The sequence below is a fragment of the Bacteroides zhangwenhongii genome (assembly GCF_009193325.2).
Taxonomy (GTDB): domain Bacteria; phylum Bacteroidota; class Bacteroidia; order Bacteroidales; family Bacteroidaceae; genus Bacteroides; species Bacteroides zhangwenhongii.
Genome location: NZ_CP059856.1, coordinates 5,211,573 through 5,228,925, shown reverse-complemented (window position 1 = coordinate 5,228,925; position 17,353 = coordinate 5,211,573). Strand labels below are relative to the sequence as shown.

12 protein-coding genes and 1 tRNA gene are annotated in these 17,353 nt (G+C 42.3%); 5 read left to right on the top strand and 8 right to left on the bottom strand.

Annotated features, from left to right (window positions below; genetic code table 11):
* Window positions 1–202: 202 nt before the first annotated feature.
* On the bottom strand, window positions 203–1,366 hold the full coding sequence (locus GD630_RS20645; protein WP_143864963.1) for an exo-beta-N-acetylmuramidase NamZ family protein: 1,164 nt from the start codon (window positions 1,364–1,366) through the stop codon (window positions 203–205).
* A gap of 67 nt (window positions 1,367–1,433) precedes the next feature.
* Here GD630_RS20645 and GD630_RS20640 point away from each other — a divergent pair, with 67 nt between their 5' ends.
* Window positions 1,434–1,970: an HDIG domain-containing metalloprotein gene (locus tag GD630_RS20640; protein ID WP_007767021.1), complete on the top strand. Its 537-nt coding sequence runs from the start codon at window positions 1,434–1,436 to the stop codon at window positions 1,968–1,970.
* Window positions 1,971–2,059: 89 nt separating this feature from the next.
* Window positions 2,060–4,768 carry a putative LPS assembly protein LptD gene (locus GD630_RS20635; RefSeq protein ID WP_143864964.1) on the top strand — a complete coding sequence of 903 codons (2,709 nt, stop codon included), beginning with the start codon at window positions 2,060–2,062 and terminating at the stop codon, window positions 4,766–4,768.
* 80 nt (window positions 4,769–4,848) lie between these two features.
* On the opposite strand, the gene ung is transcribed toward GD630_RS20635, so the two are convergent.
* Window positions 4,849–5,511, bottom strand: a complete 663-nt coding sequence (gene ung / locus GD630_RS20630) for a uracil-DNA glycosylase (protein WP_143864965.1) — start codon at window positions 5,509–5,511, stop codon at window positions 4,849–4,851.
* Window positions 5,512–5,516: 5 nt separating this feature from the next.
* Window positions 5,517–6,554 (bottom strand): aspartate--ammonia ligase, encoded by a 1,038-nt coding sequence (asnA, locus tag GD630_RS20625; RefSeq protein WP_143864966.1) that lies wholly within the window; start codon window positions 6,552–6,554, stop codon window positions 5,517–5,519.
* A 220-nt stretch (window positions 6,555–6,774) separates the two neighbouring features.
* Here asnA and GD630_RS20620 point away from each other — a divergent pair.
* Window positions 6,775–6,847, top strand: a tRNA-Arg gene (locus tag GD630_RS20620).
* Window positions 6,848–7,379: 532 nt separating this feature from the next.
* Here GD630_RS20620 and GD630_RS20615 read toward each other — a convergent pair.
* Together GD630_RS20615 and GD630_RS20610 are read right to left on the bottom strand one after the other, a co-directional pair.
* Entirely contained in the window at window positions 7,380–10,232 is a 2,853-nt protein-coding gene (locus tag GD630_RS20615; RefSeq protein WP_143864967.1) for a bifunctional fucokinase/fucose-1-phosphate guanylyltransferase, read from the bottom strand.
* 18 nt (window positions 10,233–10,250) lie between these two features.
* A complete protein-coding gene (locus tag GD630_RS20610; protein WP_143864968.1) occupies window positions 10,251–10,943 on the bottom strand; it encodes an HAD family hydrolase in 693 nt (230 codons plus the stop codon).
* Window positions 10,944–11,045: 102 nt separating this feature from the next.
* On the opposite strand from GD630_RS20610, the gene GD630_RS20605 reads away from it, so the two are divergent.
* Window positions 11,046–11,546 carry a DUF5035 domain-containing protein gene (locus GD630_RS20605; protein ID WP_032839490.1) on the top strand — a complete coding sequence of 167 codons (501 nt, stop codon included), beginning with the start codon at window positions 11,046–11,048 and terminating at the stop codon, window positions 11,544–11,546.
* A 117-nt stretch (window positions 11,547–11,663) separates the two neighbouring features.
* Here GD630_RS20605 and GD630_RS20600 read toward each other — a convergent pair whose 3' ends face one another.
* The 3 genes from GD630_RS20600 to lysS all read right to left on the bottom strand — a co-directional run bounded on the left by GD630_RS20600 (window position 11,664) and on the right by lysS (window position 15,842).
* Complete coding sequence (locus tag GD630_RS20600; RefSeq protein WP_007751853.1) at window positions 11,664–13,001, bottom strand: glucose-6-phosphate isomerase; 1,338 nt, start codon at window positions 12,999–13,001, stop codon at window positions 11,664–11,666.
* Between the two features lie 19 nt (window positions 13,002–13,020).
* The gene (locus GD630_RS20595) at window positions 13,021–14,016 is read right to left on the bottom strand and encodes an NAD(P)H-dependent glycerol-3-phosphate dehydrogenase (protein ID WP_143864969.1); all 996 of its coding nucleotides are present in this window, start codon (window positions 14,014–14,016) and stop codon (window positions 13,021–13,023) included.
* A gap of 95 nt (window positions 14,017–14,111) precedes the next feature.
* The gene (lysS, locus tag GD630_RS20590) at window positions 14,112–15,842 is read right to left on the bottom strand and encodes a lysine--tRNA ligase (RefSeq protein WP_143864970.1); all 1,731 of its coding nucleotides are present in this window, start codon (window positions 15,840–15,842) and stop codon (window positions 14,112–14,114) included.
* A 75-nt stretch (window positions 15,843–15,917) separates the two neighbouring features.
* On the opposite strand from lysS, the gene GD630_RS20585 reads away from it, so the two are divergent.
* A complete protein-coding gene (locus GD630_RS20585) occupies window positions 15,918–17,303 on the top strand; it encodes an MATE family efflux transporter (RefSeq protein ID WP_182505676.1) in 1,386 nt (461 codons plus the stop codon).
* Window positions 17,304–17,353: the final 50 nt, after the last annotated feature.

Genomic DNA, 17,353 nt, shown 5'->3' with positions numbered 1-17,353 from the left:
AGAGGGCATTTGTTACCTTTGCACATGAAGCCCACCATAAAGCGATTTCTTCGTTTTTTTTTGTTACTATTTTGTTACCCGCTGTTAGTAACAGGTGGGCTTTCCTTTTGATAATCAATATTGTATGCTGTTGTATATATAATATGTGGCAAAATATCATTAATAGTTGGCAATTGTGGAAGAAGAGAAAGCGGGAAGAGAATCAATAAAGCAGATACTTCTTTCTCGTCTCCCGATAAGCCCGTAATTCTTTTTTCCAACCATTTCGAATAGTTTCTTCAGATTCTCCTCTGAGAATAGCTTTGCGCACCGTGTCGGTTCCCATAAGTAAATCAAACCATCGGGGGCGGGAAAAGAATCCGGCTCCTTCACCTGATATTTGATAAAAACGTAGGAAATAGTAAAGGGTAAAACCATTAGTATCCGTGTTGTTCCGTAAGTCTTCTCCGTAGCAGGCTATTCCTTTGTGTAATGGATTCTTGTTGAATCCAGGCAGGGAACGAGGAGTGAAAACGAAATTGCCATATTTTTTATTGGGTGCACCTAATACCTGAAAAGGAAAGGTTGTTCCCCGTCCTACGCTGATGCGGGTTGCCTCAAAAGGACAAAGTGATGCATACAAACGAATAGACTGGTCATTGGGCAGATTAGGAGAAGGTTTAATCGGAAGCGAATAGGGCTCTCCATGTTTCCAGCCTATCATTGGAATTACTTTTAATAAGCAGGCGTTTTTTTTGTTGGCAATCCATCCTTCTCCGTTTATCATTTGTGCCAGCTCGCCTATAGTACATCCATGAAGTATAGGAATGGGAAGCATACCAACAAAACTCCGATAGGGGGATTTGAGTACCGGACCGTCTATATAGTCACACGGGTTAGGCCGATCCAGTACGAGCATTTCCTTTCTGTTTTCTGCACAAGCCTCCATGACATAGTACATTGTACTGATATAGGTATAAAAGCGCGCTCCTACATCTTGGATATCAAACAAGATGACATCAATGTCTTTTAATTGACCAGCGGTAGGCTTCTTATTATTGCCATAAAGTGAAATAATAGGGATACCGGTGCGTAGGTCCTTTCCATCCTTTACTGTTTCGCCCGCATCCGTATTGCCACGAAAACCGTGTTCGGGGGCAAATACTTTCACTATTTTTATATCCAACTTTAATAAGGTGTCGAGCAGATGAGTCTGTTCTATTCCTACAATAGAAGTGTGATTGACTACCATTCCGACACGTTTGCCTTGAATAAGTGATAAGTATTGTGCGATACGTTCTGCACCGGTTGTTATCTTACTGTGGGTATATCCTGAAGGGGATATAGCGAGTAGATAAAAAAGAATGAGCAAAGTTCTAGCTTGCATGTCGGCATTTTTTTGTAATATTGCACAAAAATATTAATTTCTCATCAAGAGAACAAAAAAACGACACATGAATCCATACGAAATCATTGATAAGTATTATCCGGAGAATACGGAACAGCGACAAATCTTAGTAATACACAGCCTTTCAGTGTCAGGAAAGGCTATGAAGATGCTAGATGCACATCCGGAGTTGCATTTGAACCGGAGCTTTGTGAAAGAGGCCGCTCTTTTGCATGATATCGGTATCTTTCAGACAGATGCTCCGTCCATTCGATGTTTCGGTACTCATCCTTATATTGCTCATGGATATTTAGGAGCTGAAATTTTGCGTGCTGAAGGTTTTCCTCAACATGCGTTAGTTTGTGAACGCCATACAGGAGCCGGTCTTTCCTTGCAGGATATTATTGATCAGCAACTTCCGGTTCCTCACCGTGAGATGCTTCCTGTCACATTGGAAGAGCAATTGATTTGTTTTGCGGATAAGTTCTTTTCTAAGACTCATTTGGATGAGGAAAAGACGGTGGAGAAAGCACGGAATAGCATTGCAAAATATGGTGAAGAAGGACTAAACCGTTTTGACAGATGGTGCTCTCTCTTTTTATAGCACTAAAAAATAATTAAATAACGGAGATTCTAACTCATAATTGGTGAAGTTTGTGTACTTTTGCCACTTCAAGCGTAAACTATTAGTTAATGGCGCCATTGAAAGCAAGAATACTTATATCATTTATACTGCTGATTGTCTTACTGATGCTTCCCGATGAGGCTACGTCTCAACGTCGAAGGAGAGGAATGATTACCTCCAATACTGCACAAAAAGATTCACTACAAGGAAGCGATTCGTTGAAGGCAGATACGGTTACGGTACGCATTGATTCTATAGCACCTGTTAAGAAGAAACAACCGCTCGATGCACCGGTTGTTTATGAATCCAACGACTCCACTGTTTTTACATTGGGAGGATCGGCCACACTTTATGGTAGTGGAAAAGTGAACTACCAGAATATAGAGTTAGCTGCGGAAGTTATCTCGATGAATCTTGATAGCAGTACTGTTCATGCATACGGTATCAAAGATTCTACCGGAGTAGAGAAAGGTAAACCGGTCTTCAAGGAAGGGGATACTTCTTATGATACGGAGACCATCCGCTATAATTTCAAAACTAAAAAAGCCGGGATTACCGATATTGTCACTCAGCAAGGTGAAGGTTATGTGACCGGAAGCAAAGCTAAGAAAGGGGCCAATGATGAAATCTTTATGGAACACGGTCGCTATACAACTTGCGATCATCATGATCATCCTCACTTCTATATGCAGCTGACTCGTGCAAAAGTGCGTCCTAAAAAGAATGTGGTGACAGGACCTGCTTATCTGGTAGTGGAAGATGTTCCTTTGCCATTGGCTGTACCGTTTTTCTTCTTTCCGTTCTCCAGTAGTTATTCATCCGGTTTTATAATGCCGACTTATATGGACGACTCCAGTCGCGGTTTCGGCTTGGCTAATGGAGGATATTATTTTGCTATCAGTGATATTATGGATTTGAAGATGACGGGGGATATCTTTACAAAAGGTTCATGGAGGCTTTCCGGATTGACAAACTATAATAAACGCTATAAATATTCTGGAACGTTGCAGGCGGATTATCAGGTCACCAAAACGGGTGACAAAGGGATGCCGGACTATGCAGTATCTAAAGACTTTAAAATTGTCTGGAATCATCGTCAAGACGCTAAAGCCAGTCCGAACAGTACTTTCTCGGCCAGTGTAAATTTCTCGACCAGTAGTTACGAACGTTCTAATATCAACAACCTCTACAACTCTCAGTTGCTGACTCAGAATACGAAAACATCAAGTATCAGTTATTCACGTAGTTTTCCCGATATCGGCCTGACGCTTTCCGGAACGACCAATATCGCTCAGACAATGCGTGACTCTTCTATTGCAGTAACCTTGCCCGACCTTAATATAACATTAAGCCGTCTGTTCCCATTCAAACGTAAGAAGGCTGCGGGGGCCGAACGTTGGTATGAAAAAATATCCATTAGTTATACCGGACGTCTGACAAACAGTATTCGTACAAAGGATGACCGTTTGTTCAAAGCAGGTCTGAGCGAATGGGAAAATGCAATGAATCATAATATTCCTATCAGTGCTACTTTTACATTGTTCAAGTATTTGCAGGTTTCTCCTTCAGTCAATTATACGGAACGTTGGTATACCCGTAAAATTAATCAGCAGTATAATGAAGTGGACCGCAGATTGGAGTCGTTACCGGGTGATACGTTGAACGGTTTCTACCGAGTGTCTAACTATTCGGCAAGTTTGAGCCTGAGCACGAAGCTTTACGGTATGTATAAACCTCTTTTCGCAAAGAAGAAAGAGATACAAATCCGCCACGTATTTACTCCGCAAGTGAGTTTGAGCGGTGCTCCGGGATTCAGCAAATATTGGGAAGAATACACAGACTATAATGGTAACACGCAATATTATTCACCTTTCACCGGACAGCCTTACGGTGTGCCTTCGCGTGAAGGTTCGGGTACGGTCAGTTTCTCTATTTCCAATAATCTGGAAATGAAGTATTATGATGCAAAGAAAGATACACTGAAAAAGGTGAGCCTAATCGATGAACTTGGAGCGAGTATGTCTTATAATATGGCGGCCAAAGAACGGCCGTGGAGTGATTTGAGTATGAATCTCCGTTTGAAACTGACTAAGAATTATACGTTCAATATGAATGCGTCATTCGCTACTTATGCCTACACGTTCGATAAAAATGGTAATGTGGTTACCGGCAATCGTACAGAATGGTCTTATGGTCGTTTCGGACGTTTTCAGGGCTATGGATCTTCTTTTAATTATACTTTCAACAACGATACTTGGAAGAAATGGTTCGGACCGAAAGAGGAACAGGGAAAGGATAAGAAAAAAGGAGACGAGGAGGATGAAGATTCAGACGGAGCCGATGAAGAAGAGGCTACAACTAAGAAAGTAGAGAAAGCCGCGGCTGATGCGGATGGTTATCAAGTGTTTAAAATGCCGTGGTCATTAAGTCTTAGTTACTCATTTAATATTCGTGAGGATAGATCGAAGCCGATTAATCGTCATTCAATGAGATATCCTTATACCTACACACATAATATCAATGCGAATGGAAATGTGAAGATCTCCAATAACTGGTCGCTCTCATTCAATTCCGGTTATGATTTTCAGGCAAAAGAAATTACGCAAACCTCTTGTACTATCACACGTGATCTGCACTGTTTCAACTTGTCTGCCAGTCTTTCGCCTTTCGGACGTTGGAAATACTACAATGTGACAATCCGTGCGAACGCAAGTATTTTGCAAGACTTGAAGTATGAGCAGAGAAGCCAGACTCAAAGTAATATTCAATGGTACTAAAATAGATGAATATATAAAAAGTGGCGGCATTTATTACGAAAGAAAAATGCCGCCACTTTTTATATATTATTGTAAACTTTCTACCAGATAATTTCTGTTTTTCCGTGTGCCTTTAAATAATCGTTTGCCCGGCTGAAATGTTTGTTGCCGAAAAAACCATTGTAAGCAGAAAGGGGAGAAGGGTGTGCTGATGTGAGTACTAAATGTTTGTTGCGGTCGATAAAAGCCCCTTTCTTTTGTGCGTATGATCCCCACAAGATAAATACGATATTTTCTCTATTTTCTGCTAACGTGCGGATGGCTGCGTCAGTAAAGACTTCCCATCCCCGATTTTGGTGTGAACCGGCTTGGTGAGCTCGCACAGTTAGGGTAGCATTGAGGAGCAGAACTCCTTGCTCGGCCCAACGTGTTAAGTTACCCGTAGCAGGTGCATCGGTACCAAGGTCCGTTTTAATCTCTTTGAAGATATTTACCAATGAAGGAGGGAAAGGAACTCCGTCATTTACGGAAAAACAGAGACCATGTGCTTGACCGGGACCATGATAAGGATCTTGCCCTATAATTACAACTTTCACTTTGTCGAAAGGACAAAGGTTGAAAGCATTGAAAATCAGTCTTCCCGGAGGAAATATCTGATATTGACTATATTCGCTTCTGACGAAATCTGTTAATGTCCGAAAGTAGTCTTTGTCGAATTCAGGTGCTAAATGTGCTTTCCAGCTTTCTTCAATTTGTACGTTCATGATAATTATATAAGGTGAATTTCTAGTTCTTCGCATTCCTTGCGCATATCTTCGGGCCAAATACTGGCTTGTATCTCTCCGATATGGGCTTTACGAAGGTAAAACATACATAAACGAGATTGACCGATACCGCCACCGATGGATAATGGAAGTGTGTCGTTCATCAAACGTTTATGGAAATAAAGTTCCAGTCTTTTCTCTTCTTTTTCTTCTTTTAATTGTCGTTGTAGAGCCTCCTTGTCTACACGTATACCCATTGATGACAATTCGATGGAACGTTGCAGTACGTCGTCCCACAGAAGAAGGTCACCGTTTAATCCGGGTAAATTATTCAGTCCGATTGTTGTATAATCATCGTAATCCGGCGCACGTCCGTCATGTTTTTTACCATCACTCAATTTGCATCCTATACCGATGATGAATACAGCACCGTATTTTTGGCAGATAGCATGCTCGCGGCATTTAGGCTCCAAGTTAGGATAAAGTTGGCGTAACTCCTCTGAATGAATGAAATGCAGCTTTTGTGGCAAACAAGGTTTAATTTGGGGATACATTTCGTATACCATATATTCGGTGCGAATCATAGCCGCATAAATACGGTTTACGATTTCTTTTAGGAAGTGTATGTTTCTGTCTTCATCGGTGATAACGCGTTCCCAGTCCCATTGATCCACATATAGAGAATGTAGATTACCCAGTTCTTCATCCGAGCGAATAGCATTCATATCCGTATAAATGCCATATCCCGGTTCAATGTGGTAATCAGCTAAAGTTAATCTTTTCCATTTGGCCAATGAATGAACCACTTCTGCCTGTGCGTCTCCCAAGTCTTTGATGGGGAAAGAGACAGGACGTTCAATTCCATTTAAGTCATCATTGATACCCATTCCTTTTAATACAAACAAGGGGGCTGTTACACGTCTGAGACGTAATTCAGATGATAAGTTTAATTGGAAGAACTCTTTTATTTGTTTAATTCCCAGCTCGGTCTGTTTGAGGTCGAGTAGTGGTTTATAGTTCTTAGGTTTTATCAAGTAACTCATAGGTTTGTTGAATGTTAATTGTCGGCAAAGATAGGAATAAAATTGATATATGTAATGGTAAATCTCTAAAAGATTGTCAAATTGATAAAGTATATGCTCTAAATCATTTCAAAATAACAAACTCTTAATAAGATGGATTGCCTTAAGAACTATAAAAAAAGGAGAAACATTAGGAAGATGAGAAGATTTTTTATACTTTTGCTTCGCATTTAAAAAAAATGGCCCCGTAGCTTAGTGAATAGAGCGTCAGATTCCGGTTCTGAAGGTCGTGCGTTTGAATCGCACCGGGGTCACGAAGAAATCCCTTGATAATCAGTTGATTGTTGAGGGGCTTTTTTTTTAGGTGACTATTATTTTAAAGTCAAAATTGGACTTAATCTTGTCTAATATGTCTTATTGTTGATCTATTGTTGACCTTAAATTCATATTTAATCGTAAACTCCGAAGACTGAATTTACTTCTCTTCCATATTGATTTCATACCTCTTCTTTCATGAATCGGTACCATCTTTTATTTTATACTTGTATAATTTAGTTCAAATTATACAAATAAGTTGTTTAATGCAATCGGTATCTCCGTAGAAAATATTATTTTTGCAATGATGATAATTTGTATTAACCCTAGATTTTGCTTATTATGGAAGAAGCTGGAAAAAAGAAATGGTCTAGTATTGTGTTGGTTGTTGGAGCTATCATCTTTATCGTTCTTTTAATTTATTTTACAGTAATCTCAAGTATTAATCTGTAAACGAACCAATTATGAGAATTGAAAATTAGAGCCTGGACATGACGGATAATTCCTATGTCCAGGCTTTAATTTGAGATTTTAGCTTCTTGAAATCTGAAGTCCTTTATCGGAAAGAGACATTTCTACAAAGCGGGCACGTGGATTTGGAGCCTCTTCAGTCAGAATCCGACGAATCAGTCCTGCGGCTTGTGGATCTTTGGCTACCATATACAGATAGCCACCACCACCTGCACCCGGCAGTTTATATCCTAGCGTATAATCTTTGATCTTTTCGATAATGGCAGCTACTGCCAGTGGATTCGTTCCACAATCCAATGCTTGGTTCTGTATCCAAGTTTTGCCCACCAGATTGCCGAAATTAGTGAAATTACTACGGAGGATAGCTTCGCTCATATCCATAGCGTGTGCTTTCATTTCCGCCAATAGACTCAGATGTGTGCCTGAATTAAGGAACATGGAACTGACTATTTCTGCCAGAATGCCTTTGGCTGTGCGGGTGATTCCCGTGTAATATAATAAGTGGCAGTCACGATAGTCGGGATGAACAAATAGCTGGTCGGGCAGCCATCGTACCAATGGATTCTGTTCGAAACCTGCTTCGGATTGAAGCAACTTGACACCAGAGAAGACACCGCCGTATTGATCCTGCCATCCGCCTCCTGTGGTTAATAACTGTTCCAATACAAGTGTATAACTGCAAATCTCGTTTTTATCCCAAGCCAGTCCGCAGAAGTCATTGATTGCTCCGAGTACGGTAGAAGCCAAAATAGAACTTGTTCCCAAACCTGAACCGGCAGGAATAGCTGCTAATAACGTTATTTCAAGGCCCGAACCAAAAGCTTTCAATTGCTCTTCCAGTGAGGTGTAACGTTCGGCAGAGAATGCAGGAGCGAAACCTGCCAAAGTAAGAGCGGCTTTGGGGATAGAAAACGGAGAACCTACTTTCTTGTAGTCTTGCAGTTCATCATAATTACTTATGACCTCCATAGCTCCCATATCTATAGAACGAAGAACAATATGGAACTCCTTGCACGGTTTTACATATACTTGTAAGGGTGGCTGACCGTTTAATTCAATGGCGAGATTGACAACACTTCCTCCCGAATAAAGAGAATAAGGAGGTGTATCCGTCCATCCTCCTGCCATGTCAATTCGTACAGGGCTGCGTCCCCATACGATTTGATCGGAATAAACGCTGAGTGTCGGATGATTTTTTTGTGCGGACATTGCTCCTAGTAAACCATCGCGGAGAAGTTGGAAAGCTGCTTGTTCTTCTTTCTGCCATTCGCCGTTTCCACGTAATTTCATAATCCGTGCACGGAGCATTCGGTTATGTATCCGTACCATTGGAGCCGCATCTTCTTTCAAAATGTCGGGAGTTTCCAAGTCTAAATGTACAAACTCGTTGGCAGCATCCTGTAAATCGAGCTGATAGAAAACACTCTTCTCATAATTAGCTGCCAAGCCTTTCCAATTCTCACACCGATAATTGCGACGTTGGGTGTAAAGACGTTTGAGATTGGCATTTGCCGAGATTTCATCAGCAGAAACTTTCACGGATTTCTTCCAAAGTTCTTTCCCTTTTTCCAATTGTGGTTCCGATGTCATCCATCGGAGTATTATTCCCAATTCCTCAATGGAATTGGTTCTTGGGAAGATAGCAGCCGATTGTAAGTCGTCCGTCCGGCCTTCGATTGTTTCCCAGTCAAGTCCTCTTTCTTGCATCCACTGTGAAAAAGGGATATTGAGATACATAGTCGTTTCATTGTTCAGGGCCCCCTTGAATATGTCATCCAACCCGTACGGGCGTGCTATAAAATCATGTTCACCGATAGGGATGATATCGATGCAGACATTGTCAGGAATAGTTATATTCCAATGGTTTTCCGGAACTCCCGTTATGATTTGACGAGCCCCCAGTTTCCATTCTTTTCCCACATAGCTGTTTTCGATCCACAAATTAGCATTGTTGGCGGAAAGAGATACCTGTGTGATGGAATTCTGAATGAAAATAGCCGGATTCGGTTTTACTTTACGGTGCATGATTTTCCGTTGGTCGCGTACCTTATCCTGTATGGTTAAAGTGGAAGATATCAATTCGTGGCTTGTGCCGTAATGATAAAATTCTCCACCGGGCAGTGGCAGGATTGCTACCGATAAGCGGTTGATTTCTTCATCTTCCGTTTTAGGGTGTTTTCCCAAAGCCAGGCCGTAGTCCGAATATAAGTCATAATAGTTAATATCGCTCGTTCCACTTTTTAATGACCGTTTCATTAATACTTCAATGGCACGGTCACTTAAAATCCAGATACCGATATCCATCAAGAAGAGATGTGTCTTCGACAGCCTTTCCAAGTCTTCGAGAGAAGGCTTCTGTAACATGAAATCAAGAATCTCCGGACTTTCCCGATTAGAAACAAACACGCCGTGATGTGTTGCTAATGAAGGATTTACCCATAAACCGTAACATACCACGTCTGCATTCGGAATGTCTTGTAGTGGCTTTTCCGAACGGATATATACATCGCCGCTCGCTATCAAAGTATTCAGCCCGTCGGGAGCTTGTTTCATGATTCTTTCATATAGCGGAAGTTGCAGCGACAGCAGGTTCTGTCCTAGCTTTTGTCCCCGTTCCCAACTGAAGATTGGGATCGGAGTCAGTATCTTGCCGGAAGGACCGTAGCTTGGCAGGCGACGGCTTTGTCCGCCCGCATGGAGTAATATTCTTTTCTCTCGTCCTATCCAATCACTGAAAGGAACTTGTGGAGCAAATTCCTGATGACAGGCTTGCAGTAGCCATGTGGTTCCACCACCGGAGCCTAATTTGCTTCCAACAGGATCAGACGTGCAAAACCAATCGGTACGATTCACTCCTTCCAGTTCATGAAAGCAATGAATTAAATTTGGGGGTAAAGACAATAACTTTTGCATAGTGGAATTGGTGTTAACTTAGATAGAATCTAGGTGAATTAAGCAGTTGTCCCATTCATCGCATAAGGCTTGCATGGAAGGAAACAATAAATCAGCCCCGGAATCCAGCAAAACCTGACCATCTAGCGGACCTGTATTAACGGCGATAGTGAATATGCCAGCTTTATGTCCGGCTTCCACTCCTAAAGGAGCGTTTTCTATAACTACGGCTTCATCGGCTTTCAGTCCACCTTTTTTAAGGGCCATCAAATAAGGTTCCGGATTTGGTTTCCCATATTTCACATCAAAAGCTGTTACCATCAGTTCTTTATGAAACATTCCGGGAAAGTTGTGTTCCAGCCGTTCGAGCAGAGACAACTGTCCGGAGCCTGTCACTACCATAGGAACCAGTCCTTCATTTTTTATTTTTTGCAGCAACTCCCATGCGCCGGGCATCCGCTCGGCTTCTGTGTAAGAATTGAATAAGACACTTTTCTCCTTATAGATACTTTCTATTTCTTCCTGTGTCGCCTCCCTACCCAATTCGCGTTGGAATACAATATTGATAGTAGCGGCTCCCGTTCGTCCTTCGTGCATATAAGCTTCTTCGCGACTAAGAGTAAGTCCATGCGATTTCATTACATTATGCCAGGCTTCGGAATGGTAAGGCATAGAGTTAAAGAGCACGCCGTCCATATCGAATAGGACAGCTTTTATCTTTTTCTGAGACATATCTAAATACCTATTAATTAGTTTTAAAGCACAAAGTTACACATTTTTTGCTATTTAGAAGATAATATGTATTTTTGTAGCATTATAAAATTAGACGATAGCATGAAAAAGAGAGTATTACTACTGCTACCATTGTTTCTAGGCGCCTGCTCCGATGGCGGGGAGAGTCCTATCATTAAAATAGAGAAGCTATCTGTTAAGGTTGATTCTGACAATAATAGCGTTGAAGGAGAAGACTATGCCAATAAGATGGATAATTTGCCGACTCTGAAAGTGGGGGATGAGGTGGAAGCTCTTTTACTTTTGGACGGTAACGGAGCTGAATTAAAAACATTCAAACTTCAGAATGATGAAGAATTGGCTACTAAGCTTATTTATAAAGAGGAGGAAGTTTCGACTGAAGGAAATCTGACGGATGAAGATAAAGGGCAACTGCGTTTCAAAGACGGCGTGACACAAAGTCAGGTTATAGTTCGAGCTACCATCGAACACGTTGATGAGAACGGTGACGTGAAATTGGAATTTTATCTTTCCTCCAAAGCTGAGTGTGAAGGAGCTGAAGAAGTCATCGGACTGAAAACAACGAATGAAAAAGAAAATTGATAGCTGATTGCAGTTTATTGGTTTAAACGCAGAATTAACGCGGATTCTCGCAAAGGAATCTTCTTATAAAGAAGTCTGATCTGCGAAAATCTGCGTTAATTCGCATTTTAATATTACTTACAGTCTTGCCTGAATCGCTTTAGATTCTTCTTCATAACCCGGCTTGTTCAGCAAAGCAAACATATTCTTTTTGTATGCTTCCACACCCGGTTGGTTGAAAGGATTGACGCCTAGCAGATAGCCACTGATACCACAAGCCTTTTCAAAGAAATAAAGCAGACCGCCGATATTGTACTCGGTCAGTTCCGGAAGAACGATACGCATATTAGGTACACCGCCGTCAACATGAGCCAATTGAGTACCCAATTCCGCCATTTTGTTTACTTCATCCACGCGCTTGCCGGCTAAGAAGTTCAAGCCATCCAGATTTGCTTCGTCAGAAGGAACTTCCAGTTTATGATTTACCTTCTCTACTGAGATTACAGTTTCGAAGATAGAACGTTCACCTTCCTGAATCCATTGGCCCATAGAGTGAAGGTCAGTTGAAAAATCCACCGATGCAGGGAAAATACCTTTATTATCTTTTCCTTCAGATTCCCCGTAAAGTTGTTTCCACCATTCGCTCACATAGTGTAGTTTCGGGCAGAAGTTAACGAGAATTTCAATCTTCTTGCCATTTCTGTATAACTCGTTACGGGTCGCGGCATAGATAGCGGCGGGATTTTCAGCAAAAGCAACGTCAGAACCACATGCCTTTTCCATGTCGGCAGCACCGGCAACCAGTTTCTCAATGTCGAATCCGGCAACTGCAATCGGCAGTAAACCTACCGGAGTCAGTACAGAAAAACGTCCGCCCACGTTATCGGGGATGATGAACGTTTTATATCCTTCCTTGTCGGCTGTGACACGGGCAGCACCCTTTTTTGCGTCCGTAACGGCAACGATTACTTTCTTGGCAGTTTCTTTACCGCGTTGGTCCTCACATTGTTTTTTCAGCAAACGGAAAGCAAGTGCTGTTTCAGTTGTAGTTCCTGATTTGGAGATATTAATGACACCGAACTTCTTGTCTTTCAGATATTCAGTGAGTTCATACAAATAATCTTCGCTGATATTATGTCCGGCATAAATCATGATCGGATCAGCCTTCTTATTCTGCAACCAGGTAAAGCTGTTGGACAGAGCCTCGATGACGGCACGTGCTCCCAAGTAGCTACCACCGATACCGGCAACGATTACTACCTCGCAGTTATCTCTCAAAACCTTTGCAGTAGCATTTAAGTCAGCCAGGTGTTCTTTAGTGATAGAAGAAGGCAAGTGCAACCATCCTAAAAAGTCATTACCTTTGCCTGTTCCTTTTTCAAGCATTTCCTGTGCGGCTTTAACCTCAGCTTCGTAAGCAGAAACTTTTTCTTTGGAGATAAATCCAAATGTCTTTTCAATGTTCAAGTTTATCATATCGTTTTTGTTTATAAGGTTATCTAAAAGAATCAGTTAATAATTTAATCTCGATCGTGGGCGAGATACGCTCGTACAGGATGTTGTAAACAGCGTCCAATATGGGCATATTGACATGATGATGTTTGTTGATTTCCTTGATACACTTCGTACCATAGTAACCTTCCGCAATCATTTCCATTTCAATCTGTGCACTCTTCACGGAATATCCTTTGCCTATCATCGTGCCGAATGTACGGTTACGGCTGAAATTGGAATAACCGGTCACCAGCAAGTCCCCCAGATAAACAGATTCATCTACGTTTCTGTTCAACGGGTGTACCGTGTTTAGAAAACGGTTCATTTCCTGTATGGCGTTGGAAATCAACACAGCTTGAAAGTTGTCACCATATTTCAACCCGCTACAAATACCGGCAGCAATGGCATATACATTTTTCAGCACCGAACTGTATTCGATACCCGAAACGTCGTCGCTGACCGAAGTTTTGATAAAACTGCTTCCCAATCTGCGTGCGAAGATACGTGCCTTATCCTTGTCGGGACAAGCGATGGTTAGATAAGAAAGACGTTCCAAGGCCACTTCTTCCGCATGGCAGGGACCTGCCAGCACAGCGATGTTTTCAGATGGTACGCCATATTCCTTAGTGAAGTATTCGGACACGATAACATTGTCGTCGGGTACGATTCCTTTGATAGCGGTAATGATAAATTTATCTTTAATCTTGGTTTTCAGCTTTTTCAAGTGTGCCTTCAGATAAGGGGAAGGAGTGACGAAGATTAGTGTATCCGATTCTTTCACAATATCGTTGATATTGGAACTGAAAGAGATACGTTTGGTATCGAATTTCACTCCTGTTAGATAAGCCGGATTATGCCCTAATCTCTTGAAATCTGCGATGCGGTCGTCGCGTCGCATATACCAATTGATAGAGTCTTCTTGAGCCAGACACATCTTTGCGATGGCTGTAGCCCAACTTCCTCCGCCCATTATCGCTATCTTGCCGGGTAATTTCATTTCTAATTGAAAGTTGAAAAGTTGAAAGTTGAAAGTTAAGACTTGAAAATGTTATTCATATAACAACTTTCAACTCTCAACTTTCAACTCTCAACTTATTTAAGTTTGTTAATCCACTCAGTTACGTCGTTTACCGACGGATTGGTAAGCTCTAATTTATATTTTTTGTTGATACCGCAGATGTCTTGGTGCAGTTTCTGCGGATTCACATCTTTCATATCGTCTACTGTGTTGTAACCGGCTTTCTGGATAACCGGCACCCAGTCTTCTGCAATTCCCAATTCCATGTATTTGGCAGCAGCGTCTTTTTTCACTACTTTTTCCGGGCGCATTTGCGGGAAGAACAATACTTCCTGAATGGTAGTCTGTCCGGTCATTAACATCACCAGACGGTCGATACCGATACCGATACCCGATGTAGGAGGCATACCATATTGTAAAGCGCGCAGGAAGTCCTGATCGATAATCATCGCTTCGTCGTCTCCCTTGTCGGCCAAACGCATTTGTTCTTTGAAACGTTCTTCCTGATCCAGCGGATCGTTCAATTCCGAGTAGGCATTAGCCAGCTCTTTACCGTTCACCATCAGTTCGAAACGTTCGGTCAGTCCCGGTTTAGAACGATGCATCTTGGTCAGCGGAGACATTTCAACCGGATAATCGGTGATGAAAGTCGGCTGGATATACGTATCTTCGCAGAATTCTCCGAAGATTTCATCAATCAGCTTGCCTTTACCCATTGTCTCGTCGATTTCCTCCATTTTCAGTTCCTTGCAAACTTGGCGGATTTCTTCTTCGCTCTTGCCGTTCAGGTCATATCCTGTCTTTTCTTTGATAGCATCCAGGATAGGCAGGCGGCGGTAAGGAGCTTTGAAACTGATAGTTTTTCCGTCAACAACGCTTTCCGTACAGCCGTTTACAGCGATACAGATACGTTCCAGCAGTTTTTCGGTGAAATTCATCATCCAGTTGTAATCCTTGTACTGAACATAAAGTTCCATACAGGTAAATTCCGGATTGTGAGTTTTATCCATACCCTCGTTACGGAAGTTCTTACCTATTTCGTATACACCTTCAAAACCACCTACAATCAGTCGCTTCAGATAAAGCTCCGTTGCGATACGTAGGTAAAGGTCTATATCCAATGAGTTATGGTGAGTGATGAACGGGCGTGCACTGGCTCCACCGGCAATAGATTGCAGGATAGGAGTTTCCACTTCCGTGTAACCAGCCTCATCCAAAACGTTGCGCAAAGTTTTCACTACAGTGGCGCGTTTCAGGAATGTTTCTTTGATGCCGTCATTTACTACCAGGTCCACATAGCGTTGGCGATAACGGAGTTCGGGATCTTCAAAAGAGTCGTAAGCTACTCCGTCTTTGTATTTAACGATTGGCAACGGTTTAATAGACTTTGCAAGTACAGTCAGTTTCTTTGCATGGATGCTGATTTCACCCATTTGTGTGCGGAACACGAAACCTTCGATACCGATAAAGTCACCTAAGTCGAGCAGGCGTTTGAATACAGAGTTGTACAGTTCCTTGTCTTCTCCCGGGCAGATATCATCGCGGGTGATGTACACCTGGATGCGACCTTTAGAGTCTTGCAATTCAACGAAAGATGCTTTACCCATCACGCGGCGGCTCATGATACGGCCGGCTACGGAAACTTGGCGTGGCTCCTCGTCGTCTTTAAATTCAGCTTTAATATCTGTGGAGAAAGCATTGGTTACATACTCTGCTGCAGGGTACGGATCAATACCCATCGCACGAAGCTCATTCAGGCTGTTGCGTCGAATGATTTCCTGTTCACTTAGTTCTAATATATTCATTTCGTTACGTATTAACTCAATTTTGGAGGCAAAAATACGAAACTTTTCTCATATATCCTGTAATCCACCTCTTTTTTGTATCTTTGCCGCCTCAAACTAATAGGTATGACAGGACAAAAGACACCCACTGCGCTGGGTACGGAAAAGATTGGGAAGCTTTTAATGCAGTATGCCATTCCGGCAATTATAGCCATGACGGCATCTTCTCTTTATAATATGGTAGACAGTATTTTCATCGGTCACGGTGTGGGGGCAATGGCGATTTCCGGGTTGGCACTGACCTTTCCGCTGATGAATCTTGCCGCGGCTTTCGGTTCGTTGGTCGGTGTGGGAGCGGCGACACTTGTTTCGGTGAAACTGGGACAGAAAGATTACGATACGGCCCAACGGGTGCTCGGCAACGTACTGGTTTTAAATATTATTATCGGGCTTGCCTTTACGGTGGTTACTTTGATATTTCTTGACCCGATTCTCTATTTCTTCGGTGGCAGTGATGCGACGGTAGGTTACGCCCGCGATTATATGGTCGTTATCTTGTTAGGTAATGTCATTACCCATCTTTATCTGGGTTTGAATGCTGTGCTCCGTTCAGCAGGCCATCCTCAAAAAGCGATGTATGCCACGATTGCTACGGTAATCATCAATACGATACTCGATCCGGTCTTTATCTATGGTTTTGGTTGGGGGATTCAGGGAGCGGCTGTGGCTACCATTACCGCGCAGGTTATCGCGTTGGCATGGCAATTTAAATTATTCTCCAACAAAGAAGAATTGCTGCATTTTCACAAAGGGATTTTCCGGTTGCGAAAGAAGATTGTTGTAGATTCGCTTGCCATCGGTATGGCACCGTTCTTGATGAACCTGGCGGCTTGCTTTATTGTCATCCTGATAAATCAAGGATTGCAGCGTCACGGAGGCGACCTTGCCATCGGGGCGTTCGGAATTGTGAACCGGCTGGTGTTCCTTTTCGTAATGATTGTGATGGGCTTGAATCAGGGAATGCAACCGATTGCAGGTTATAATTATGGAGCCAAGCAATATCTTCGTGTGACGAAAGTGCTGAAAATAACGATTTATGCCGCTACCATAGTGACAACTGCCGGATTTCTGATGGGAATGTTGATTCCCAAACTCGCTGTTTCCATCTTTACAACGCATGAAGAACTGGTGGATATTTCTGCCAAAGGCTTGCGAATCGTCGTGATGTTCTTCCCGATTGTCGGTTTTCAGATGGTGACCTCCAATTTCTTCCAGAGTATCGGAATGGCAGGCAAGGCAATCTTTTTGTCAATATCCCGTCAAGTGCTCATTCTGATCCCCTGCCTGTTGATTCTTCCACAGTTTTACGGACAATTGGGTGTTTGGATCAGTATGCCGGTTTCCGATATCACAGCCAGTCTGATAGCAGGAACAATGCTGTGGTGGCAGTTCCGGCAGTTTAAAATCCGGGAAAAATCATAATGGACTAGAAAATACGCCAAATCGGACAAAAATTGTCCCGATGCCCCTTT